Here is a 23,394-nt window from a genome sequence, read left to right on the forward strand (position 1 = left end):
GACAGTCAAGGCTTGACCAGCTTCTTTCCCCAATCTCCCCGTATTTCATCACCGCAATGTGCATAACGCGGAAAACTATTCTTCGTCCGCCAGAGGCTGTTTCTTGCTGAAATAATGAGCGCCGAATCGAAAAGGCGTTCACATGCTCACCAACAGCCGCGACATCATTCGCCGCCTCGAAAAAGAGGGATGGCGGCGCGTGCGCGTTACTGGTTCCCATCATCACTTCGCAAAGAACAGTCGGCGAGACATCGTTACCGTGCCTCACCCGCGAAAAGACATCCCTATCGGAACCGTCAAGCACATCTACCGGCAAGCCGGTTGGGACAAGAATTAATCAAGCCGCCTGTTGGATGAGTTCGGGACGCGGAGCGGGCAAGGCGATCACGAGTTCCGCGTCTTCGAAACTATCAGCCCATTTTGGATCGGCTTTGATGTCCGACAAGTCGCGCGTCGTCGGCAATGGATCGCCGAATTCGATCATCGCTTCGGTCCATCCTTCCAGCGCTTCAGCCGCCATGGCGAAAATATCATCGATCTCGTCGGCCGCCGAAAAGCATCCCGGCGCGTCGGGAAAGCTCATGCCGTAGGCGCTGTGTTCGTCCTTATGGACGATGACGATGTAGGGCTTCATTGGCGGCCTCTGGGGGTCCATGACAAATCATAGCGCGTTCGAGTCCGGCCCGCCATCGCTCGGCGTCGTTGTACAGGGCTTCGAACTTGGGCTCGCTTTCAGCCGTCACGCTCGGCCTTGTGCTGCCTTGCGCCGGGCATCCACGCCGGACGATCGCAAAACGCATCCCGGGGAGACGGCGGCCTCGCTACCCGGATTCGGAGCCCGGCGCCATTGTGGCGTCGCCGCCACAGTCAGGCTTTTTCGGGGGTTGAACGGGGCGCGTCGCCGCGCGCCGATTCACAAGCCTGATGCGGCGCCTTACTGTTCAGGCGAAGCAACGGAGGATTGCCGCGCGGCGGCGCTCCGCCCATATCTTGACTGGAAAGGCGCCGCAGATCTCGCCGCGACGGGATTTTGCGCAAGGAACCGCTATGACCGCTGGCGAAAAGGCCGAGCGACTTCTCCGCGCCGCGCTTGCGGGCGCGACCCTGTCGGCGTTCGCCGCTCCTGCGGCGGCGGCGCAATATCCGCCGCGTCGCGCCGAAACGTTTGACCCGCCGCCGCTCGTCGCGCTGTTTGACGTGGAGCGCCTCCCGACGCGCGCGCCATTGGACAACCCGAACTTCGCCGTCGCGGACCCGGCGCCCGCCGCGGTCCTGCTCGACGTCGAGCTGCGCGCCGAGCCTGTCGAGCCGGACTCGCTCGACCTCGCCAGGAGCCTTCAGCCTGAGGAGAAGCGCGATCTCGCCCTGGCGCTCGACGCCTGGGCGACGGCCGGCGATGCAACGCTCGGGCCCGAGCGCCGCCGGCTGCGCGCGGCGTTGGCGGCCGCCTACGCCGCCCGAGATCTCGCGCCGTTCTGGATCGAGAATGGAGAATGGCGCGCTTCGGCCCGGGCCGCGCTCGCGCGCCTCGCGCTCGCCGCCGATGACGGGCTCGATCTTCGCGCCTATGCGACGCCGGACGCCGAAAAGGCGGCGCCCACGGCGGCGGACGAACTCGCTCTGTCGGAGGCGATCGCCGCCTATGCGCTGCAGGCGCGTGGCGCCCGGATCGAACCTGAACGCATCTCGCGGCTCGTCGGGGCGAAAACGACCCTCCCCGATCCGGCGCAGGCCGTGGCCGAAGTCGCCGGCGCGGGCGCAACCGCCGGCGACGCGCTGCAGGCCTATAATCCCACGCATTACGGCTATCAGCAGCTGCGCGAAAAACTCATCGAGATGAGAATGCAGCGCGCCGGCGCGCCTGCCTCCGACGGACTTTACGCCGCAGCCGCCGAGGGCGTCACCCAGAGCGACGTCCTGCCGGCCGCAAGCAAGTCCAAGCGGCGCCGCGCCGCCGGGCTCGCCAAGGCTTCGACCTCGCGGGTCGAAGCCGAAATCATCGCCAATATGGAGCGGTGGCGCTGGTTGCCGCGCGACCTCGGCGAAGAGCGGGTCGAGGTGAATATTCCCGACTTCGAACTCGCCGTCGTGCGCAATGGCGAGGTGACGCATCGCACGCGCGTCATCGTCGGCAAAGAGGCGACCCCGACGCCGATCTTCTCCAATGCGCTGCAATACATCATCGTCAATCCCTATTGGAACGTGCCGCCGTCGATCCTGAACAAGGAGATGCTGCCGAAGGCGAACGGCGACGTCGCCGCCATCGCGGCGAGCGGCTTCAACGTGTCCTATCGCGGCGGCAAGCTCGTGGTGCGCCAGCCGCCCGGCGAGCGCAATGCGCTTGGCCGCATCAAATTCATGTTCCCCAACGATTTCTCGGTATATTTGCACGATACGCCGTCGCGCAACCTGTTCGCCGCGTCGCATCGCGCCTTCAGCCATGGCTGCATGCGCGTCGACGCGCCTTTCGCGCTGGCGGAAGCCGTGCTCGGCCCCCGCAGCGGCTGGTCGGAAAGCCGCGTGCGCCGGCTGATCGGCGGCTCGGAACGCTACATCAATCTCTCCAAGCCGCTGCCGATCCACATCGAATATTTCACCGCCTATGTCGACGAAGGCGGGCGCATCGTGCTGCGCCCCGATCTCTACGGCTATTCGGCGCGGGTGCGGAAGGCTTTGGGGCTAGGCGCCTGAACCTTTCACGGTTGCGGAAAACAGCGCGGCGCAGCCGATCGTTTCGACGCTCACCGCGCTGAAGCGCTTTTCGAGTTCGCGCGTCAACGTCTCCAGATCGTCCTGCGCATTCGAAAATACGCCCTTGGAGTTATAGAACGCCATCAGCCTCTGCGCCGCGAAGCTGCGTTCGACCCCGCCTTGCAGCAGCGTCGAGCCGAAGACGACGGCGCCGGGATTCAGCAGGGGCGCGAGGAAATCGAAGGCGCGCGCCTTCGTCGCCATGTCGCCCGGCAGGCAATGCAGGAGATAATTGACGCCGAGCGAGTCGAATTTGGCGCCCTCGGCGTCGATCGGCGCCAGCACATTGCGCACATAGATCTCGGGCCGATAGCGCGCGATGCGTCGCGCCGCATATTGCAGCGCGTCGCGGTTCATATCCATCAGCGCGACGCGCGGCGTCGGCGCCGGAAAACGGCAGCGATCGAGAAAATAGCCGGTGCCGACGCCGACATCGAGATGATTGCCGCTGATGTGTCGATCGTAATGGGCGAGCAGCCGGGGAGTGGGACATTTCCAGATCCACCGATTGGACAGGCCGAGCACCAGCAGATCGTAGATCGCGAGCATCTTCGGCGTGTAGACCGCCTGTCCGGCGTGAATTTGCTCGGTGGTGATCGGCGGCATCGCTCTGGCTCCGGAACTATCGGCGGCTTCGGGGGTGACAACCGGCCCGCCTGCGTGGAAGAAGCTTATCTCATGTTCATAAGGCGCTGCTAAGCTTCCAATGCCCCCTCCCCTCCTCGCCCTCCAGGGCGTCATGCTCACTCTCGGCGGAAAGCCGCTGCTGGAGGGCGCCGATCTCTCGGTGGCGCCTGGCGCGCGGCTGTGCGTCGTCGGCCGCAACGGCTCGGGCAAGTCGACGCTGCTCAAGATCGCGGCCGGCGAGATCGAGCCTGACGCCGGCGTGCGCTTCCTGCAGCCCGGCGCGAGCTTACGCTATCTGCCGCAGGAGCCGGATTTTTCGGGCTTCGCCACGGCGCTCGCCTATGTCGAAGCCGGCCTTGGGCCGCTCGACGATCCTCATGTCGCCAGAACCCTGCTCAACGATCTGGGGCTCGGGGGCGACGAAAACCCCGCACGCCTCTCGGGCGGCGAAGCGCGACGGGCGGCGCTCGCCCGAGTTCTCGCGCCTGAGCCAGAAATTCTGCTGCTCGACGAGCCGACGAACCACCTCGATCTGCCGACGATCCTGTGGCTCGAAGAAAGGCTCGCGGCGCTGCGCTCGGCGCTCGTGCTCATCAGCCATGACCGCCGCTTTCTTCAGGATCTGACCCGGGAAACGCTTTGGATCGACCGCGGCCGCACGCGTCATCTGGCGCGCGGCTTCAGGGAATTCGAGGCCTGGCGCGACCGCGAATTGGAGGAAGAGGAAAAGCAGCAGCACAAGTTGGAGCGCAAGATCGTCGCCGAAGAACATTGGCTGCGCCACGGCGTTTCCGGCCGGCGCAAGCGCAATATGAAGCGACTCGGGGGCCTGCATCATCTTCGCGCGGAGCGCCGCAATCGCGTCATGCCGACCGGCGACGTGAAACTTGAAGCCAGCGAAGCGCAGCTGTCCGGCAAGCTGGTCATCGAGGCGATCAAGATCGGCAAGTCGTACGGCGAACGCGTCATCGTCGAGAATTTCACGACGCGCATTCTGCGGGGCGATCGCATCGGAATCATCGGCGCGAACGGCGCCGGCAAGACGACGCTCGTCAATCTGCTGACCGGCGCGCTCGCGCCCGACAGCGGCAAGGTGCGATTGGGCGCCAATCTCGAAATGGCGACCCTCGAGCAAAGCCGCGCGAGTCTCGATCCGGGAACCACCTTGCAGGACGCGCTGACCGGCGGCGGCTCCGACACGATCGAGATCAATGGCGAGCGGCGTCACGTCATCGGCTACATGAAGGATTTCCTGTTCAAGCCGGAGCAGGCGCGCACGCCGATCGGCAGGCTTTCGGGCGGCGAGCGCGGGCGCTTGATGCTTGCGCGGGCGCTGGCGAAGCCGTCGAATCTCCTGGCGCTCGACGAGCCAACCAACGACCTCGATCTCGAAACGCTCGATCTCTTGGAGGAAATGCTCGCCGACTATCCCGGCACGCTGATCGTCGTCAGCCATGATCGCGATTTTCTCGATCGCGTCGCGACGAGCGTGCTGATGAGCGAAGGCGACGGCCGCTGGATCGAATACGCCGGCGGCTACAGCGACATGGTCGCCCAGCGGGGCAAGGGCGTCGAGACGCGGGGCGCGATCGCCTCGGCGCGGGAGACGAAAGAAAAACCCGCGCCGCGCGAAAAGGCGGCGATCCGGCAGAAGCTCTCCTTCAAGGAGCAGCATGCGCTCGCGACCCTGCCCGGCAAGATCGACGCGTGGCGGGAAAAATGCGCGAAATTGCAGACACTGCTCGATGACCCGGAGCTTTATGCGCGCGATCCGGCAAAATTCGCCAAGGCGAGCGAAGCATTCGCCGCGCTTCAAGCTGATATCGCTGAGGCCGAAGATGAGTGGCTCGCGCTGGAAATCAAACGCGAAGAAGAGCGCTCAAACTAGAAGACTTCCACTCTACAGCAGTCGGCACAATGGAAGTCTTCCATGCAAAGTTGTGTCGCTCGTTATTGATGATCGAAATTAGCATAGCTAGATGTCGGGCTCTCTTCCAAGAGAAACGCCGCTGCAGGGAAATTTGCATCGGCGCGTCGATTAAGAATAGTTCCAGGGAGAAAGCTTCGTGACACGCGCATATCTCACTTTTGGCCGCCCGTTCGGCGCGACCGCCTTGGCTCTTGCGATCCTCATCGGATGGTCGCGCCCTTCACGGGCGGGCGAAACCGTCGAGATCAAAATGCTCAACAAGGGCGCGGACCGTTACATGGTGTTCGAGCCGGAGGTCGTGCGGATCAAACCGGGCGACACGATTAAATTCGTCGCGGCCGACAAGGGGCATAACGCCGTCACGATAAAGGAGCTGCTCCCTTCCGGCGCGGAGCCGTTCCGCGGCAAGATCAATGAGGAATTGGCGATCACGCTGTCGACGCCCGGCGTCTATGGCTTCCGTTGCGATCCGCACTACACGCTGGGAATGGTCGGCGTCATCGTCGTCGGAGAGCCGACCAATCTCGAAGCCGCCAAGCAGGCGAAGCTGCCCGGCAAGGCGGGCGAGGTCATGACGAAACTTCTGGGAAGCCTCTGAGTCTTCGCGCCGATGCAGGTTGGCGAACGCCCAATCAGCCGCAACGAGAGAGGCTTTCGCCGCGGTGAAAGCCTTTCCGCGGCGCATGGCCGCAGCTGGACATCAGGCGCGAAGATATCGAAGGCTGACTCTGCCGATGCGGAGAATCAGCAAAGCCGCGATCAGCGGTCCGAGGGCGAGCGCGAGCAATGCGTCGGAAAATTCGCCCGTCGCGCCTTTGACGAGACCGACGAGGTAGGGCCCGGCAAGCCCCGAGATATTGCCGATCGAGTTGATCACCGCGACGCCGACCACGGCGTCGCCCGTTCCGAGCGCCAGCGTCGTGAAGCTCCAGAACGTCGGCAGCGCCGCGATGGCGCCGACGGCGGCGACGGACAGCGCGATCATCGACAGCAACGGCGTCGGCGCATAGGCGGCGCAGGCCAATCCCATGGCGCCGACGACGCCGGCGAGCGCCGTGTGGCCGACGGTCTCTCGTCGCCGGTCGGAGCTGCGGCTCCAGGCCCACATCGCCAGCGCGGCGCAAATATAGGGAATTGACGCCAGCAAACTCGTCGCGACGACGCCGAATCCGAAAGCTTTGATGATCTGCGGGAGCCAGAAGCTCAAGCCGTAGAGCGCAATGACGATTCCGAAATAGGCGACGCCGAGAATGAGAATGCGCACATCCTTGAACGCGCGCCAATGGTCGCCATGGTCCCGCCCGGCCTCGCGTTCGAGCACGGCGCGCAACGAGGCCTTTTCGCCGGACGTCAGCCATTTCGCCGACTGAGGTCCGTCAGGCAGATAGAAAAAACAGACGACCCCGAGAAGAACCGACGGCAGCGCCTCCATCAGGAACAGCCAGCGCCAGCCGCTGATCCCGCCGACGCCGTCGAGCGAGGCGAGGATGAATCCCGAGATCGGCGATCCGATCGCGCTGGCGAGCGGAACCGCAATCAGGAAGCCGGCGAGAACGCGCGCGCGCTGGGCGGCGGGAATCCAATAGGTGAGATAGAGAATGACGCCCGGCGCGAAACCGGCTTCCATCACGCCGAGCAGCAGACGCAGAACAACGAAGCTCGCCTCGCTCCAGATGAAGGCGGTGAGCGCCGAAACGAGGCCCCAGCTGACCATGATCCGCGCGATCCACATGCGCGCGCCAACGCGATGCATGATGTAATTGCTCGGCGCTTCGAACAGGCAATAGCCGATAAAGAACACCCCAGCGCCCCAGCCGAAGAATTCGGGCGTGAAGCCAAGCTCGGCATTCATTGTCAGGGCGGCGAAGCCGATATTCACCCGGTCGAGATAGGCGACGATAAAGCCCGTGACGAGAAACGGTATCAGACGCCGCGCCACTTTCGCGACGACGCGGTCGGCGTCGACGGTTTCACGCGGCGGGCCGAGCTTGGGGGGCGCTGCGACGGCCGCATCCGACATAAGTCAAGCCCGCTCAAAGCGCATGAGATGGTGCCAGCGATGCGGAACATCGCCCGGCAAGCGCTTAAGACCTGCAGCGCGCGCCTGCTGCTCCAGAAGCGACAATGGCTCGGGATAGTCGCTTGTCGAGACATGATCGAAAATCGCGTCCTTCTCAGCCCGCGAAAGGCCGGTCCAATCCTTCTCGATCCAAGCGAAATAATGCCTCAGATAGTCATCGCGCGTTTCGTCTTCCTCGCGCATCGTGTCGACCAGCAACAGCAGGCCGCCGGGCGCGAGCGCCCGCGACGCGCGGCGGAAAAATTCCGCTTTGTCCTCTGTAGACAGGTGATGCAGAACGAAACTGCTGTGGAGGACATCATAGGAGACGCCCTCGGCGAGAGCCGACAGCATGTCGCTGTGCGCGAGTTGCACCGGACATGGCAGAGATTTCAGATTTTCGGCTGCGAGCGCGAGCGCGGTTTCCGAAAGATCGATCCCCTTGTAGCTCGACGGCGAGATCCGGCGGAGAATCGGCGCAAAGACATGCGCGTCGCCGCAACCGAGATCGAGCAGAGAGAAGGCCCGCCCCTCGAAACGCTCGCGCAAGGCGCGCTCGACCTCTTCGCCGAGCGCCGCGTGGAACATGAAATCCTTGACGACGACCTTCTCGTAAGTGTCCCAGAGATCGAAAATCTCGCCCGAGTATGCGCGCTTTACATCGGCGTCCATGAGCCAGCCTTTTTGTCGATTCACTTAAGAGCGAAGCCAAGTTTACTTAAGTGCGAAGCCGAGTGCGTTGAGGGCTTCGCGAATGCGGTCGCGACCGCTCAACGCCTCCGGACCGCGCACGCGCGACAGCGCCTGACGAATCCATCCCTGATCCGGCAGGCCCTGCTCCTTCTGGAACTCCTTGAACTTTTCGTCGAGCGTTTCGATCGCCTCGCGCTGCGCCTCGCCCCATTCATATTGCTCGCGATGCAGCACCGCCCCCTGGCCGAGGCGAGGCTTGACGGCGGCGTTGGCGGCCGGATCGGGCACGCCGACGACCATGCCGAAGACGGCGAAGACGTTCGGCGGCAAATTCAATTCCCTGGCGACCTCTTCCGGCTTGTTGCGCATCGCGCCGATATAGCAGCAGCCCAGGCCGATCGATTCGAGCGCGGTGACGGCGTTCTGCGCGGCGAGCGCGGCGTCGACCACGCCGGTCAGGAACAATTCGAAATATGAGAGTCCGGCGCCGTCACGGCCTTTCTCGCGCCCGAGATGTTCGAGCCGCGCGAGATCGCAGAGCCAGACGAGCAACAGCGGCGCGTTATGGATATGTTTTTGCCCGCCGGCGAGATCGGCGAGGCGGGTCTTGCGCGCCTCGTCCTGGACCGCGACGACGCTCCAAACTTGCAGATTCGACGATGTCGACGCCGACTGCGCGGCGGCGACAATGATTTCCAGCGCGCCTTCGGGCAGCGGCTCGGGCAGGAAATTGCGATGTGAACGATGCGCCAGAATAAGGTCCAGCGTGTCGTTCCACTGCGTCGGCTTTGGCGAATCGTCGCGTCGATAGCGCTCAAACATCGCCGCCGCGCCGCGCGGATCGATGGGCTCCGGGCTCACAGGCTTGTTCATGGGCTTCCAAAGAGGAGAGGATGCGCTGCAAGCCAAGCTTGTCGGCGCTCTTTAGGTCAGTTTAACAAGCCACGCGCGAGGGTCCAAGCGCTTTGCCCAGGACGATTTACACCCGCCTTGGCACGAGGATCGCACGAAAATCATTAACGTTGGTGCGCGTCGGCCTGGTGACGACGAGATCGCCGAGCTTCTCGAAGGCGGTGTAGGCGTCATTGTTGGCGAACAGCGCCTTGAGATCGACGCCCGCCTTTTTGGCGCGTTCAAACGAATCCGCCGTCATGATCGCGCCGGCGTTGTCCTCACTGCCGTCAATGCCGTCGGTGTCGCAGGCGATCGCCGATATGCCGCCAAAGCCTTCGAGCGCGAGGGTCAGCCCCAGCAGGAATTCGGCGTCGCGTCCGCCCCGCCCCTTGCCGCGCACGGTGACTGTCGTCTCGCCGCCCGAGATGATGGCGACGGGTGGTTCGAACGGCTGGCCATGGAGGGCGATCTGCTTTGCGATGCCGGCATGCACGAGCGCCACGTCGCGCGACTCGCCCTCGAGGTCGCCCAGAATGCAGGGCGTGAACCCCGCCGACTTCGCTACAGCCGCAGCCGCATCGAGCGAGCCTTGCGGCGTGGCGATGAGAATGTTCTGCACTTTCTCGAAGATGGCGTCGCCGGGCTTGGGCGTTTCGCATTCGCTCTTTTGCAGATGCGCCAGCACCGCCGACGGCGCGTCGATCTTATATTTGGCGATGACGGCGCGCGCATCTTCGCGCGTCGTCGGATCGGGAACCGTGGGACCGGAGGCGATCACCGAAAGATCGTCGTTCGGCACGTCGGAGATCATCAGCGCCACGACCCGCGCCGGCGCCGCGGCGCGGGCGAGACGTCCGCCCTTGATGGCGGAGAGATGCTTGCGCACGCAATTCATCTCGGAGATGTTCGCGCCGCTCTTCAACAGGGCCTTGTTCACCGCCTGCTTTTCCTCGAGCGTGACGCCCTCGGCCGGCAGCGCCATCAGCGCCGAGCCGCCACCCGAAATCAGCGCGAGAACGAGATCGTCCTGCGAAAGTCCCTGCACCTTCTGCAAAATGCGCTTCGCCGCCTCGCGTCCGGCCGCGTCCGGCACCGGATGCGAGGCTTCGATCACTTCGATGTGTTTTGTCGGCGCGCCGTGCTCGTAGCGCGTGACGACGAGCCCTTCGAGCGGGCCTTGCCAATGCGCCTCCACCGCCGCCGCCATGGAGGCCGCCGCCTTGCCGGCGCCGACGACGATGGTGCGGCCCTTTGGCGGCGCGATCTTCGTCAGATGCGGCGGCAGGCACACGGCCGGCGATGCGGCGCCGACGGCGGCGTCAAACATGGCGCGAAGGAGGGTGCGGAAATCGTCGGACATCGCGCATTTTACCTTGTTCTTTTGGCAATCCGTCGGTTAGCGCCCTGGAATTGCGACAACCGTCGGCGCTGTCTTTTCAGCATCTCAAGCGCCCGTCAACCGGGCTCGGAGTCGCGCGCCGCGGCTCGCTCATCGCGGTGGATTACGCAAAAACACGACATAGCCGCGAAAATAGGGATGACGCGACAGCGTTTCTGGCGGCGACCAGACGGCGCCCTCGGCGAGGCCGAGCCGGAAAGGCGTATGGACACGTCCGACGCGCGCCAGATAATCGTCGATATGGTCAACCGTGGCGCGGCCGCGATAGGTCTGAAACACGACCTCGTCGACGCTCCGACCCAGTCTGTCAATGTCTTCCGGCGTGGCCTGAGAGGCCCAATCCATAAGTCCGCTAACGCCAAGCCCGCAATCCGCCGGCAATGTCTGACGTAACTCCGCAAGGAAGGCCGCGTATGTGGTCAGACCGCGCGTTGCGGCGTCAAAGTCGATCTGAACGCCGATGACCTTGTCCGACTTGGCGCGCCACTCGGCCAGCCGACGTTTGACCGCCGCAAAAATCGCGGGCGTCCAGTCGATGCTGCGCACGCGATAGACAAGCCATAGCGCTTGCGGATGAGGGCTCGGCTCGGTGGCGCCCTGCGCCTTCAGACGAATCTCACCTGAATCGTCGGGTCCGATTTCAGCCTGGAGCAGATAGATGGTCTTGGCGGAAGCGAGTTCGGGACGCGCGCGCACGCCCGCCCATAGCCAATAGGAGTCGTAATCCGCCGCGCGCACAATCGTGTCGGCTGCCGCTGTCCAAATGACGCCAACTGCGAGAAGACACGCGGCGGCGACGCGCCGCGACATCGTCACCAGTAAAATCTCAGGCTTTTCGCCCATGTTGTCGCGCCATATTGCGTCTTGAGCTGGTCATACCAGGCTTTGCGCTGCGCCTTCTCGACGTCCTTGCCGCCGCAAGTGTTGTTGTTCGCCGGCGCGTAGCAATTGACCGCGCGGTAGAGCGCATAAGCCCGGTCGCGCGCAGGCGTCACCGGCGAACCGACGAGCTTCTTATAGACCTCGCCACGCGCATAGGGTTCGCCGGGAAATATGGATTTGCCGCCGCCAAGTTCATCGGACGCAGGGCGGGACGCCTCAAAGCCGTCGAGACCGTTCAAGCGGATGAAGTCGCCAAAGCACAACATGGCGTGCGGGTCCTGAGGATTGGCGGCGAGTTCGCCGACAATCGACTTGATGTCTGGACAAGCGTAGCCCTTGTCGGCGCCGCCGCTCCACAGCAGGACGCTGGATTGGTAATTGGGATATTGCCCGGGCCGTGCGGTGTCGGCGTCGTCCTTCGCCAGTCCCTCCGCGGAATAATCCCGAAGGAACCCCGCATATTGGCCGTGCGTCGCCTCCTTGAGGAGAAGCACGAATCGCGCGAGCTTGCGCTCCTCAGCCGAAGCCGGGTCCGCGACGGCCATCCGCAGCAGGATCGGACCTGCAACATATCGCAGCAGCATCGCACGAATCCGCGGCGACGACAGTTGCGTGTCCTTCAAGAAGACTTTGTTGACCTCTCCGGAGCGTTCCCAGCTCAGCGCCAGGCCGAGTTCGACCGCCTCTTTCTGCCAGGGCTGCGTGGCGAGCGGCAGCAGGCGCGTCCAGTGGTCGATCGCCGCCGCATACTGCCCCGACGCCATCAGCGACTGGCCGCGAAGAACTTCGCGGCTGAAACCCAGATAGGGCGGCGACAACGGCCCGGGCGTCGGATCCCCTAACAGCTTCAATGCCGTCGCATGGTCGCCATCGACATAGTAGGCGCGCGCCGCCTTCAGAAAGGCGAATAACGCCTCATGGCCCGCGAAGTCCCGCGCCTGCGCATCGAGATCGGCCGCCGAGAACTTCTTCTGCGACGCATCCGCAGGCCGCATCATCGTCAAATCGTCGATCGCGAGAAGATTTGCGTCATGGACGTCTTTTGAATCGAGCCCGAGTTTCGAGTCGATTTCAGCGGCAAGATCCGAACTGCGCAGATTGGCGTCCGGATCGCGCGCATGCCTTAGTTGCCACGCGTACTCGGTCGCAGCTTGAGACCGGTCGCCAGCGAGCCAATAGACGCGACGCAACAGGCCGCGCGCCGACGCCGCGTAGCGGCCGTGCGGATAGTCGGCGAGATAGGATTTGAATTCGGATTCCGCCGCTTTCAGCGATTGGCGATCCGACACTTTTGGCTCGGGAACGCCGTCCAGTTCGGCGAACGCTCCAACCGACGCCTTGTTCAGAAGCGTGCGGGCGATCATGTAGCGCGCGCTCTCGCGCACCCACACATTCTGCGCTTTCGCGAGGCTGCGAAAAGCTGTGAGCGCAGCATCGAATGCGCCGCCGTAAAAGGACTCTGCGCCGGCAAGATAAGCGGCGAATTCGCGCGCGGCGGCCGATGCGTCGGCGCCCGCGACATAAGCCTTCGAGGCGCCAGGCGCCGCATCCTTTCCCTGGCAGGCCGTCGTTAGCTCCTTGCGTGAACGGATGAGCGCAGCGCGCTCAGCTTCGCTAAGAGTCTTTTCGGCCTGCGCCGCCTGAATAAAGGCGTCCTCGCCGCTTTGAGCGGAGACGCATCGCGTGCCTTCGTCAAAGAAGTCGCTCGGCGTCGTCGTCACGTCTTTGACGGGCCGGCCCGCATAATCGCAAGAGTTTCGCGCAAACGTGTCGTTAAACGCGTCACGCGCGAAAAGCACGAAATAGTCGGGATAGATGTCGAGCTTCACCTCGTCTTTTGGCGCCTCGACGGGCCAAGGCCGCGCGTCCATCATCAGGAACTGCGCGTTGACGCGGCTGTCATTGCCCGGACTGAGGAACGGCAAATTGTCGCGACTGGAAAAGTCCTTGTGATCCAGCTTCCATCCGGCGCGGCCGAGACCGTCGCCGGCGCAGGCGAACGCCTGGCTCGCGGAACACAGCAGCATGAGAGAGGCGAGACTCGAAGAAAGCTGGCGCATGGCGGTTCCCTGAACGTGGCCGGCAAGCTGCGTCGGACTGCTTCCTACCGGATCGGCGGGCGCGCGTCTGTTGAATATAATCAAGCAGAATTTAGAAGCTTCAAAAATAGGGCGAGGGTGGCGCTATGCCGTCCCCTCGCCCTTTATAGGCCCCGCTCTTTGGGAGCGCTGCGGCTTACGCCGCCATCGCGTTGGCCTTTTCGATCAACGCCTCGGCCATGCGGATCGAGGCGATGTCGATCAGGCGGCCGTCGAGCGAGACGGCGCCCTTGCCTTCCTTGGCGGCCTGGCTCATCGCGTCGAGAATGCGGCGCGCCTTCGTCACCTCGGCGTCGGACGGGGTGAAGACCTGATTGGCGAGTTCGATCTGCGAGGGATGGATCGCCCACTTGCCCTCATAGCCGAGCACCGCGGCGCGCTTGGCGGCGGCGATATAGCCGTCCGGATCGCCGAAGTCGCCGAAGGGTCCGTCGATCGGACGCAGGCCATAGGCGCGGCAGGCGACCATCATGCGCGTCTGCGCCGCATGCCACTGATCGGCCCAGTAATATTCGCGATTGCCGCTGGCGTCCTTGTCGGTCAGCACGCCGTAATCCGGATTGACGCCGCCGATGACGGTGGTGCGGGCGCGGGTCGAGGCCGCATAGTCGGCGACGCCGAAGGACATCGCCTCGAGGCGCTTCGACGACTGCGCGATGGCCTCGACATTGGCCATGCCGAGCGCGGTCTCGATCAGGATTTCGATGCCGATCCGCTTGGTGCGCTTTTTGTACTGCTCGATCTGCGTGATCATCATGTCGATCGCGTAGACGTCGGCCGGAACGCCGACCTTCGGGATCAGCACGATGTCGAGGCGCGGGCAGTTCTCGAGAACGTCGACGACGTCGCGATAGCAGTATTGCGTGTCGAGACCGTTGATGCGCAGCGTCATCACCTTCTTGCCCCAGTCGATGTCGTTGAGGCCCTGGATGATGTTCTTGCGCGCCTGTTCCTTGTCGTCCGGCGCGACGGCGTCTTCGAGATCAAGGAAGATCTGATCGGCCTTTGACTGCGCGGCCTTTTCGAACATGCCCGGCGCCGAGCCCGGCACGGCGAGTTCCGAACGATGCAGACGCGGCGTGGCCTGCTCAATTAACGTGAAGCTCATATTTTTCCCCTTCCTGTTGAATTAGCCTGTGGCGCCTAGGCCGGCGGCGACGCAGCTGATCGAGAGCAGCAGAGGCACTTTGACGGCCTCTTTCTCCGCCTCGTCCTTTGCCTCGCGAAACCGGCGAAGCAGCGCCACCTGCTCGCGATTGACCTCGTTGATGGTCTGCAGGCGATGCGACAGCCGCGCCTGATATTCCTTGAAGCGCTCCGCCAGTTCGACGCCGCCGGTGACGCGCAGCGCCATCTCGCGCGTCAGTGCGAATTCTTCTTCGATGGCCTTGAAGATTTTATTTCGCACGGCTTCGTCAGCGACAAGCCCCGCATATTGTTTGGCGATCGAGAGATCGACGAGCGCGAGTGTCTTCTCGACTTCGTCGATAATGAGCCTGAACATGCGCGAATCTTCGAACATGCGGCGCAAGAGCTCGAAACCGCGGTCGCCGCGCACGTCAACGAAATTCTTCAGACCGGATCCGACGCCGTACCAGCCGGTGATCGCATGGCGGTTCTGCGCCCAGGCGAAAACCCAAGGGATCGCGCGCAAATCCGCAAGGCTTTTCGCGCCGAAGCGCCGCGCCGGCCGCGACCCGATGTTGAGCAGCGAAATCTCCTCGAGCGGGCTGGCGGCCTGGAAGTAGGCGACAAGATCCGGATCGCCGATGAATTTCGCGTATGCGGCGAAAGAGGCGCCGGAAATCTCCTCGAGCGCCTCGTCGAATTCCGCGTGCGGGGCCAGCGCTTCCTCACGTTCGGACTTCAGCGCATGCTGAAACACGGATGAGGCCAACAGCTCCATCTGATAGGCCGCCGTGCCGCGATTGGCGTATTTGAACGACACGACCTCGCCCTGTTCGGTGACGCGAAAACGGCCGCGGATAGAGCCCGCCGGCTGCGCCGCGATGGCATGGCCGGTCGGCGCGCCGCCGCGCGACACCGAACCGCCGCGCCCATGGAAGAAGGCGATGGCGACGCCCTGCTCGCGGCCGACCTGAGTGAGGCGCGCCTGCGCCTTGAACAGCTCCCAATTCGACGACAGAAAGCCGCCGTCCTTGTTCGAATCCGAATAGCCGATCATCACCTCTTGCAGATTGCCCTGCCAGCGCGTCGAGCGGCGCACGACCGGAACCTGCAGAAGATCGCGCATGATCGCCGGCGCGGCGCGCAGATCGCCGATCGTCTCGAAGAGCGGCACGATGGGCAGCGTGAGGATCTCGACCCCGGGTTCGTCGAGAAACAGCCCCGCCTCCTTGGCGAGCAGATACACGCCGAGGACGTCGACCGCCGAACGCGTCATCGACAAAATAAATCCGCCGAAGGCTTCACGGTCGAGCTGCGTCCGCATCTCGGCGACGACCTCGAACATCTCGATGACGTCGCGGGTATCGGCGGAAAGCCTGTCGCGCGGGAGAGGCGTCTGACGCGGTTTTGCAAGCTCGGCGAGGAGCCATTGGCGCCATTCGGGAGCATCGAGGTCCGGCGGCGTCTCGCCGCCGGTCTTCAGGCGCCACAGCTCCTCGAGCGCCTGCGTCGTGCGCGTCGTGTTCTGGCGGATGTCGAGGCGCACCGTGCTGAAGCGGAAGGTCTCCACCGCGCGGCGCAGCGGGCGCACGAGATCCGTCGCGATCGCGTCGCTCTTGGCTTCCGTGAGCGCCTTTTCGAGCATCAGCAGGTCGGCGATGAGTTCGTCGGCGCTCGCATAGCGCGGACCTGTCGTCGCTTCGGCGTTGACGGCGCGCAGCGTCTGGTCGAGCTTGCGCAGAATCGTCATCACGAACTGCCGGTAAGGCTCGTTTTGATTGCGCGCTTCGATCGCCGCGCCGTCCGGCAGCGTCGCGAGGCGCTCAGCCAACTCCTCGCGGAACGATTGCGGAATATCGGCGGCGCGCTGGCTGATCGACAGCATGCGCGCGAGATCGACGAAGCGCGTTCGATAATAATTCAAGCTCGCCGCGGCGTTTTCGCGCATGGTGCGGCGGGTGACGTCATTCGTCACGAAAGGATTGCCGTCGCGGTCGCCGCCGATCCAGGACCCAAACTGGAAGAAGGGCGCGACTTCGAACGTCTCGTTGGGATAATGGCGTCGCAGCGCGCGTTCGCAGGATGACAGAAGCTCCGGCGCGAGATCGAAAATGCTCTCGTGAAAGAAGTGCTGGCCCCAGGCGACTTCCTGATCGACCGTGGGCTTTTCAAGATGCAATTCGCCGGTGAGCCACAGAAGTTCGATCTGATCATAGATCGACTTCACCAGCGCCTCGCGCTCGCGGTCCGTCCAGCGGGTCGATTCGAGTTCGCGCATCAGCAGATAGATGCGGCGATATTTTTCGAGGATCGAGACGCGCTTCGCTTCGGTCGGATGGGCGGTGATCACGGGCCGGATGCGCAGCGTGTGCAATTGCGCGCGTATTTCGTCCGGGGCGACGCCCGAGGCCGCCGCGCTCGACAAGACGTAATCGAACGTGCCGAGCAGCTTGTCGTGACCCTTTTCGCGCTCGATCCGGCGGCGCCGGCGCATGGCGTACGCCTGCTCCGCGATGGACACGAGCTGAAACAGGATGCCCTGCGCCTGAAGCGCGCGCGCCATCTGGCGCGGCTCCAGACCCGCGCCCGCCTTTGAGTCGCGCACGACGGCTTCGATCTCCGGCGTGTGCCGGCGAATGACGGTGAGCAGTTGCTCGCGCAGAAAGTTGGAAGCTTCGGTGACCGAACGAGTCGCGTAAGCAGACGGCAAGCCGGTCGAAGACAGGCTCTTCAATGTCTGGGTCTCGGCGGTCATCAAAACTCCTTAGGCGCTTACGACGCCGCGCGGGATGAACGGCTTCGCAAAATACAGCCCGGACGGCGGCGCGCGACGGCGCCGACGCCATGCTGCATTCCTCAGGCGCTCTGCAACACCTTGGCGACAGTCGATCCGAATTCGGCCGGGCTCGGCGCGACAGTCAGCCCGTAAGACTTCATGATCTCGGTTTTTTCCGCGGCGCTGTCGCCCGTCGCCGAAATGATGGCGCCGGCGTGGCCCATGCGGCGGCCCTTGGGCGCGGTGAGGCCGGCGACGAAGCCGATCACCGGCTTGGAGAAATTCTCCTTGATCCAGGCGGAGGCTTCGGCCTCCTGCGGACCGCCGATTTCGCCGATGATCAGCACGGCCTCGGTCTCCGGGTCCTTGTCGAACAGCACCAGATGGTCGAGGAACGACGAGCCGTTGATCGGATCGCCGCCGATGCCGACCGAGGTCGATATGCCGAGGCCAAGCGCCTTCAGCTGCGACGCCGCCTCATAGCCAAGCGTGCCGGAGCGCGAGATCAGCCCCACCGGCCCCTGCTTGTAAATATGGCCGGGCATGATGCCGAGCATCGCCTTGCCCGGCGAAATGATGCCGGCGCAGTTCGGTCCGACCAACATCGGCCGGCGATCCTTGGGAAAGCGCAGGAAGTAGCGCTTCACGCGCATCATGTCCTGCGCAGGAATGCCGTCGGTGATCGAGCAGATCAGGCGGACGCCGGCGTCGGCGGCCTCCATGATCGCGTCGGCGCAAAAGGCCGGCGCGACGAAGGTGATCGACGCCTGCGCGCCGGTTTCGCGCACCGCTTCGCGGACCGTGTTGAACACCGGCACGCCGTGATGGGTCTTGCCGCCCTTTCCGGGCGTGACGCCGGCGACGACATTGCTGCCGTAGTCGATCATCTCCTTGGTGTGGAAACTGCCCTTGTCGCCGGTGATGCCCTGGACCAGGATCGGCGTCTTTTCGTCAATGAGAATGCTCATGTGTCGTTCTCCGGCGCTTACTTGGCGCCCTGATAGGCGGCGACAGCCTTCTCGGCGGCTTCGGCCAGCGTGTCGGCCTGGATGATCGGAATGCCGCTTTCGGCGATGATCTTCTTGCCCGCTTCGACATTGGTGCCGGCGAGGCGCACGACGAGCGGCACGCCCTCGATCTTTTCGGCGCGCACCGCGTCGACGACGCCCTGCGCGACCCAGTCGCAGCGATTGATGCCGGCGAAGATGTTGACGAGCACGACTTTGACGCGTCGATCCGACAGAACGAGACGGAACGCGGTCGCGACGCGCTCGGGCGAAGCGCCGCCGCCGACGTCGAGGAAGTTCGCCGGATTGCCGCCGGCGTGCTTGATCATGTCCATGGTCGCCATGGCGAGTCCGGCGCCATTGACGATGCAGCCGATTTCGCCGTCGAGGCCGATGTAGTTCAGGCTGTGCTCGGACGCCTGCGCCTCGCGCGGATCGCTCTGCGAGGGATCGTTCATGTCGACGATGTTGTGACGGCGGAACAGCGCATTGTCGTCGAAGGACATCTTCGCGTCGAGCGCCAGAACCTTGTCGTCCTTGGTGACGACGAGCGGATTGATTTCGAGCATGGTCGCGTCATTGTCGCGGAAGGCGCGATAGGCGCCCATGATCGTCTTCACCGCGCGTGAGACCTGCTTGATACTGAGTCCGAGCTGAAAGGCGAGTTCGCGCGCCTGAAACTGCTGCAGGCCGACGGCGGGTTCGACGATGACCTGGAGCAGTTCGTCAGGGGTGTTCTTGGCGATCTCTTCGATATCCATGCCGCCATGTTTTGACGCGATGACGCGCACGCGCTCCAATTTGCGGTCGAGAACATAGCCAAGATAAATCTCGCGCTCGAAAGGATCGGCGACCTCGACATAGACGCGCTGCACCGGCTTGCCTTCCGGTCCGGTCTGCGACGTGACGAGCCGCTTGCCGAGCAGATCGCGCGCCGCCTGCTGCACTTCATGATAGGTGCGGCAGAGTTTGACGCCGCCCGCCTTGCCGCGCGCGCCGGCGTGAATTTGCGCCTTGACGACCCAATGCGAGCCGCCGAGTTCAGTCGCGGCGTAGACCGCCTGATCCGGGCTGAAAGCGACCGTGCCGGGCGGAACATCGACGCCGTGACTCGCCAGTATTTCCTTGGCCTGATATTCGTGGACGTCCATTTCAGTCCTCTCCTCGCAATGCGGCGCGGCTTTCTCAGCCGCCTATTTTGGCTTTGACCGTCTCATAGACCGCTTCCGTCTCGGCTGCGGCCTTGGCGAGCAGCGCATTGACTTCGGCAAGCTGCTGCTCGGCGAAATCGCGATCCTTGATCGCCTTGGCGTTGATGAAGACGTTGAGCGCGCAGCTGCGCAGGCCGGCGTTGGCGGCGAGCACCGCGACTCCGGCGTCGCTGATGACGTTGAGATTGCCCTTGTCGGCGGCCTCTTTCGACAGGCCGATGACGTCATAACAGATTTTGCACGTCTTCAGCGGCGCCAGCGTCGCTTCCTTCAGCGCCGACTGGATCGCCTCGGAGCGCTTCGCCTTCTCCTCATCCGTGCCGCGCGGCAAGCCATAGGCGCCCATCAGCGTGTTGAAGGCGACGACGTCTTCATCGACGCCCGCGGTCAGCTCGGCGCGCAGCTTTTCAGCCTTGGCGAGAGTGACCTGCAGATCGGCGGAAACGGCTTCATAATTCTTTTTGCCGATGGTGAGGTTGCACACCATAGAAACCAGCGCCGCGCCCATTGCGCCCGAGAGCGCCGCCGCGCCGCCGCCGCCGGGAGTCGGCGCGTCGCTGGCGAGTTCGTCGAGGAATTTTCCAATTGTATCGTTCTTGGCGCTCATATCTTTCCTCGCTCAGGCGAGCTCTTTGGCTTGCGCATAAATATTTTCGCAGTCGAACACCTGGTCGGCGGCGTCAAACAGCTTGCCGACGCATTCGCGATGCAGTTTGAGCTTGAGCCCGCCAAGGCCTAGAGCGCCGATCACGATCTTGCCGTGACGCTCCTTGGCCTTGTCGGTCGCCTCGACGCCGCCGATTCCGAGCGGCGGCTGCGCATTGCAGTCGGCGATGAGTTCGATCGTCGGATCGTTCCGCCAATCTTGCTCGTCGAGCAGCGGGACGCCGATGGCGCCTGCCGCGAAGACGATCTGAGCGCCTTTGACGGCCTGGGCGCGCGCCGCATTATCCGCGGCTTCGATCGCCGCCGGCGTGAAGCCAAAGCGTTCCTGAATGGCGTTGGCCGCCGCTTCGGCGCGCGACTTCTGACGCGAGGTGATTGTTACTTCCGCGCCTTCGATATTCAGCATCGCGGCGGCGCGCATGCCGACGGGGCCGGTGCCGGCGAGCACGACGGCCTTCTTGCCCTTGAGCGAACTCGCCTTGGCGAGCAGCGCCACGCCGGCCGCGGCGGTGGTGTTGGAGCCGTTCGAATCGAGCATCGCCGAGACGCGGAAATTCGAGAAGAAGCGCTTCTTCACCGCTTTGAACACGGCTTCGCCGGCCGTCATGCTGCCGCCGCCGACGAAAATCGCGGTGCATTGTTTTTCTTTCGGGCCGCGCGTGTAGATGCAGCCGTCGACCAGCGCGCCGACGTTCTCGGGCGTCACGGCGCCATAGCCGATAATGTGATCGGCGCCGCCGTCATAGCCGACGACCGTGTCGAACACGCTCGGAACCGGATCGGTGTCGAAAAGGAAAAGCAGTTTCTTGGTCATTGGAGCTCGAACCTTTCACCGGCCCCCTCCCCAACCCTCCCCCGCGCTTCGCGCAGGAGAGGGAGCAGACTCGGCCATTGACGCGCATTCGCGCAACCTCGGGCATTGGTCCCCTCTCCCGCTTGCGGGGGAGGGTGGCGCGAAGCGCCGGGAGGGGGCGTCAGCCTCACGCGGTCACGATGTTGCGCGGGCTGCCGGCGACAAAGGCGTCGATATTGTCGACAAGCTGGTCGGCGAGCACCTGCATCGCCTCTTTCGAGGCCCAGGCGACATGCGGCGTGATGATGAGATTGGGAATCGTCGGATCGAGCAGAATATTGCCGTTCTTCGGCGGCTCGACGGTTAAAACGTCCATGCCGGCGCCGGCGATGACTCCGTTACGCAACGCGTCGGCGAGCGCCTGCTCGTCGATGATGCCGCCCCGCGCGGTGTTGATGATGCAGGCGGTCTTCTTCATCGACGCGAATTCCTTCGCGCTGATCATGTTCTTCGTCTCCGGCGTGAGCGGCAGGTTGAGCGTCACGACGTCCGCCTCGCGCAGAATCGTCGGGATGTCGACCTTGTTCGGCACGTCCATGACGTCGTTGATCAGCACCTTCATGCCGAGCGCCGTGGCGCGCTTCTCGATCTCCTTGCCGAGCGCGCCATAGCCGACAATGCCGAGCGTCGAGCCGGCGATGTCATAGATCGGATAGTCGAAATAGCAGAACTGATTGGCGTAGCCCCAACGGCCTTGCCGCACCGAGTTGTAGTAGTTGATCAGATTGCGGCGCAGCGCGAAGAGCAGCGCGAACACATGTTCGGGCAGCGTGTTGAAGGCGTAGTTGCGGATGTTTGAAACGACAATCCCATTGGCGCTCGTATAGGCCTTGTCGATCACGTCGGTGCCGGTCGCGGCGACGGCGATGAGCTTCAAGTCGGGAAGCTGTTTCAAGGTCGCTTCGCGCAGCGGCACCTTATTGGTGATGCAGATCGTGGCGCCCTTCAGGCGTTCGACGATCTGGTCGGGCGGCGTCTGGGCGTATTCCGTGTATTCGTGAGGAAAATTCGGCTTGCGCACATTGGCGTCGAGCGTTTCGCGATCGAGAAAGACGATTTTGTGCGACATGTCCCAGTTTCCCCTCACGTCATTCGTTCTTGTCGGCAGTCGGCGATCGGGCTTCGGCAGTCGAAATTCTCCGACTGCCGACCGCCGATCGCCGATTACATCTTGAGCAACGGATTGGCGCGATAGACCGCCTGCGCCGCCGCCGCGCCCGAACCGGGAGTCACGGGAATGCCGACGTCGAGCATGGCCATCTCCGCGCCGCCGATGGCGCCAAGCAGCATGAGTTCGTTGAGGTCGCCGAGATGGCCGATGCGGAACACCTTGCCCGCGACTTCGGACAGACCGGCGCCGAGCGCGAGATTATAGCGCTTGTAGGCGATCTCGATGACCTTGGCCGCGTCAAAGCCCTCCGGCACGACGATCGCCGTGACGGTGTCGGAGTTCCACTTGGGCTCCTTGGCGCAGCACTTGAGGCCCCATGCGGAAACCGCCGCGCGAACGCCCTCGGCGAGATGATGATGCCGCTTGTAGACCTGATCGAGGCCCTCCTCGAACAGGATCGAGAGCGACTCCTTGAGGCCATAGAGCAGCGGCACGGACGGCGTGTAGGGGAAATAGCCGTTCGCGTTCTGGGCGATCATGTCCTGGAATTCGAAATAGGCGCGGCGCCCCTTGTTGCTCTTGCCCGCTGCGATCGCCTTCTGGCTCGCCGCCATCAGCAGCAGGCCGGCCGGCAGCATGAAGCCCTTCTGCGAGCCCGACACGATCACGTCGACGCCCCATTCGTCCATCTTGAACTCGAGCGAGGCGACCGAAGACACGCCGTCGACGAAGAGCATGGCGGGATGCTTGGCGTTGTCCATCGCCCGGCGCACCGCGGCGATGTCGGAGGTGACGCCCGTCGCCGTCTCATTATGCGTGGCGAGAACGGCCTTGATCTCGTGATTCTTGTCGGCCTTCAGCGTCTCTTCGATCAGCTCCGGATCATTGCCCGTGCCCCATTCGCGCTCCTGCACGACGACGTCCAGGCCCTGACGCTTACAAAGATCGATCCACAGATGGGAGAATTGGCCGAAGCGCTGCGCCAGAACCTTGTCGCCCGGCGACAGCGTGTTGGTGATCGCGGCTTCCCAGCCGCCGGTGCCCGACGCCGGGAAAATGAAGGCATGGCCCTTTTCGGTGCCGAAGACCTTCTTCAGGCCGGGGAAGAGCGGCTTGACGAGATCAGGGAAGGTCGGCGAGCGATGGTCTTCGGACGCGACCGACATGGCGCGCACGATGCGGTCGGGCAGATTGGTCGGGCCCGGCACAAACAGGAAGTTCTTGCCGGGAATTCTGGAATTCAACATTTCTCAAGCTCCTTTCGAGCGGCGGGTTTCAGAGGGCGCGGCGGCGACGACGCCGGGAACG

General features: G+C 63.8%; 20 protein-coding genes. 4 read left to right on the forward strand and 16 right to left on the reverse strand.

Annotation, left to right across the window (positions count from 1 at the left end):
• Positions 1-142: 142 nt before the first annotated feature.
• Positions 143-337 carry a type II toxin-antitoxin system HicA family toxin gene (locus BN69_RS05865; RefSeq protein ID WP_014890643.1) on the forward strand — a complete coding sequence of 65 codons (195 nt, stop codon included), beginning with the start codon at positions 143-145 and terminating at the stop codon, positions 335-337.
• On the opposite strand, the gene BN69_RS05870 is transcribed toward BN69_RS05865, so the two are convergent.
• A complete protein-coding gene (locus BN69_RS05870; protein ID WP_014890644.1) occupies positions 338-634 on the reverse strand; it encodes a type II toxin-antitoxin system HicB family antitoxin in 297 nt (98 codons plus the stop codon).
• 413 nt (positions 635-1,047) lie between these two features.
• Here BN69_RS05870 and BN69_RS05875 point away from each other — a divergent pair, with 413 nt between their 5' ends.
• The gene (locus tag BN69_RS05875) at positions 1,048-2,691 is read left to right on the forward strand and encodes a L,D-transpeptidase family protein (RefSeq protein ID WP_014890645.1); all 1,644 of its coding nucleotides are present in this window, start codon (positions 1,048-1,050) and stop codon (positions 2,689-2,691) included.
• On the opposite strand, the gene BN69_RS05880 is transcribed toward BN69_RS05875, so the two are convergent.
• Positions 2,680-3,357, reverse strand: a complete 678-nt coding sequence (locus BN69_RS05880) for a class I SAM-dependent methyltransferase (RefSeq protein ID WP_014890646.1) — start codon at positions 3,355-3,357, stop codon at positions 2,680-2,682. The genes BN69_RS05875 and BN69_RS05880 overlap by 12 nt on opposite strands.
• 100 nt (positions 3,358-3,457) lie before the next feature.
• Between BN69_RS05880 and BN69_RS05885 the strand changes: the two genes are divergently transcribed.
• A complete protein-coding gene (locus BN69_RS05885; protein ID WP_014890647.1) occupies positions 3,458-5,266 on the forward strand; it encodes an ABC-F family ATP-binding cassette domain-containing protein in 1,809 nt (602 codons plus the stop codon).
• Positions 5,267-5,444: 178 nt separating this feature from the next.
• Positions 5,445-5,906, forward strand: a complete 462-nt coding sequence (locus BN69_RS05890) for a pseudoazurin (RefSeq protein WP_014890648.1) — start codon at positions 5,445-5,447, stop codon at positions 5,904-5,906.
• Between the two features lie 102 nt (positions 5,907-6,008).
• On the opposite strand, the gene BN69_RS05895 is transcribed toward BN69_RS05890, so the two are convergent.
• The 14 genes from BN69_RS05895 to BN69_RS05960 form a co-directional block, all read right to left on the reverse strand.
• Positions 6,009-7,328 (reverse strand): MFS transporter, encoded by a 1,320-nt coding sequence (locus BN69_RS05895; RefSeq protein ID WP_014890649.1) that lies wholly within the window; start codon positions 7,326-7,328, stop codon positions 6,009-6,011.
• Positions 7,329-7,331: 3 nt separating this feature from the next.
• Entirely contained in the window at positions 7,332-8,039 is a 708-nt protein-coding gene (locus tag BN69_RS05900) for a class I SAM-dependent methyltransferase (RefSeq protein ID WP_014890650.1), read from the reverse strand.
• 42 nt (positions 8,040-8,081) lie between these two features.
• Complete coding sequence (locus tag BN69_RS05905) at positions 8,082-8,933, reverse strand: NADPH-dependent oxidoreductase (protein WP_014890651.1); 852 nt, start codon at positions 8,931-8,933, stop codon at positions 8,082-8,084.
• Positions 8,934-9,039: 106 nt separating this feature from the next.
• Positions 9,040-10,314, reverse strand: coding sequence for a glycerate kinase type-2 family protein (locus tag BN69_RS05910; RefSeq protein WP_014890652.1), 1,275 nt, complete (start codon positions 10,312-10,314; stop codon positions 9,040-9,042).
• A gap of 129 nt (positions 10,315-10,443) precedes the next feature.
• Positions 10,444-11,196 (reverse strand): DUF3142 domain-containing protein, encoded by a 753-nt coding sequence (locus BN69_RS05915; protein ID WP_051013233.1) that lies wholly within the window; start codon positions 11,194-11,196, stop codon positions 10,444-10,446.
• Complete coding sequence (locus BN69_RS05920) at positions 11,166-13,295, reverse strand: PA5441 family protein (RefSeq protein ID WP_014890654.1); 2,130 nt, start codon at positions 13,293-13,295, stop codon at positions 11,166-11,168. The genes BN69_RS05915 and BN69_RS05920 overlap by 31 nt, the downstream gene beginning before the upstream one ends.
• A 175-nt stretch (positions 13,296-13,470) precedes the next feature.
• Complete coding sequence (locus tag BN69_RS05925) at positions 13,471-14,442, reverse strand: HpcH/HpaI aldolase/citrate lyase family protein (protein WP_014890655.1); 972 nt, start codon at positions 14,440-14,442, stop codon at positions 13,471-13,473.
• Positions 14,443-14,463: 21 nt separating this feature from the next.
• The gene (locus BN69_RS05930) at positions 14,464-17,217 is read right to left on the reverse strand and encodes a phosphoenolpyruvate carboxylase (protein WP_014890656.1); all 2,754 of its coding nucleotides are present in this window, start codon (positions 17,215-17,217) and stop codon (positions 14,464-14,466) included.
• Between the two features lie 101 nt (positions 17,218-17,318).
• Positions 17,319-18,206 (reverse strand): succinate--CoA ligase subunit alpha, encoded by an 888-nt coding sequence (gene sucD, locus BN69_RS05935; RefSeq protein ID WP_014890657.1) that lies wholly within the window; start codon positions 18,204-18,206, stop codon positions 17,319-17,321.
• A gap of 17 nt (positions 18,207-18,223) precedes the next feature.
• Positions 18,224-19,396 (reverse strand): malate--CoA ligase subunit beta, encoded by a 1,173-nt coding sequence (locus tag BN69_RS05940; RefSeq protein WP_014890658.1) that lies wholly within the window; start codon positions 19,394-19,396, stop codon positions 18,224-18,226.
• Between the two features lie 34 nt (positions 19,397-19,430).
• Positions 19,431-20,063, reverse strand: a complete 633-nt coding sequence (gene fchA, locus BN69_RS05945) for a methenyltetrahydrofolate cyclohydrolase (RefSeq protein WP_014890659.1) — start codon at positions 20,061-20,063, stop codon at positions 19,431-19,433.
• Between the two features lie 12 nt (positions 20,064-20,075).
• Positions 20,076-20,936 (reverse strand): NADP-dependent methylenetetrahydromethanopterin/methylenetetrahydrofolate dehydrogenase, encoded by an 861-nt coding sequence (locus BN69_RS05950; RefSeq protein ID WP_014890660.1) that lies wholly within the window; start codon positions 20,934-20,936, stop codon positions 20,076-20,078.
• Between the two features lie 166 nt (positions 20,937-21,102).
• Positions 21,103-22,044, reverse strand: a complete 942-nt coding sequence (locus tag BN69_RS05955; RefSeq protein WP_014890661.1) for a D-2-hydroxyacid dehydrogenase — start codon at positions 22,042-22,044, stop codon at positions 21,103-21,105.
• A 95-nt stretch (positions 22,045-22,139) separates the two neighbouring features.
• Positions 22,140-23,333 (reverse strand): aminotransferase class V-fold PLP-dependent enzyme, encoded by a 1,194-nt coding sequence (locus BN69_RS05960; protein ID WP_014890662.1) that lies wholly within the window; start codon positions 23,331-23,333, stop codon positions 22,140-22,142.
• Positions 23,334-23,394: the final 61 nt, after the last annotated feature.

Origin of the sequence: Methylocystis sp. SC2 (genome assembly GCF_000304315.1) — a bacterium.
Lineage (GTDB): Bacteria > Pseudomonadota > Alphaproteobacteria > Rhizobiales > Beijerinckiaceae > Methylocystis.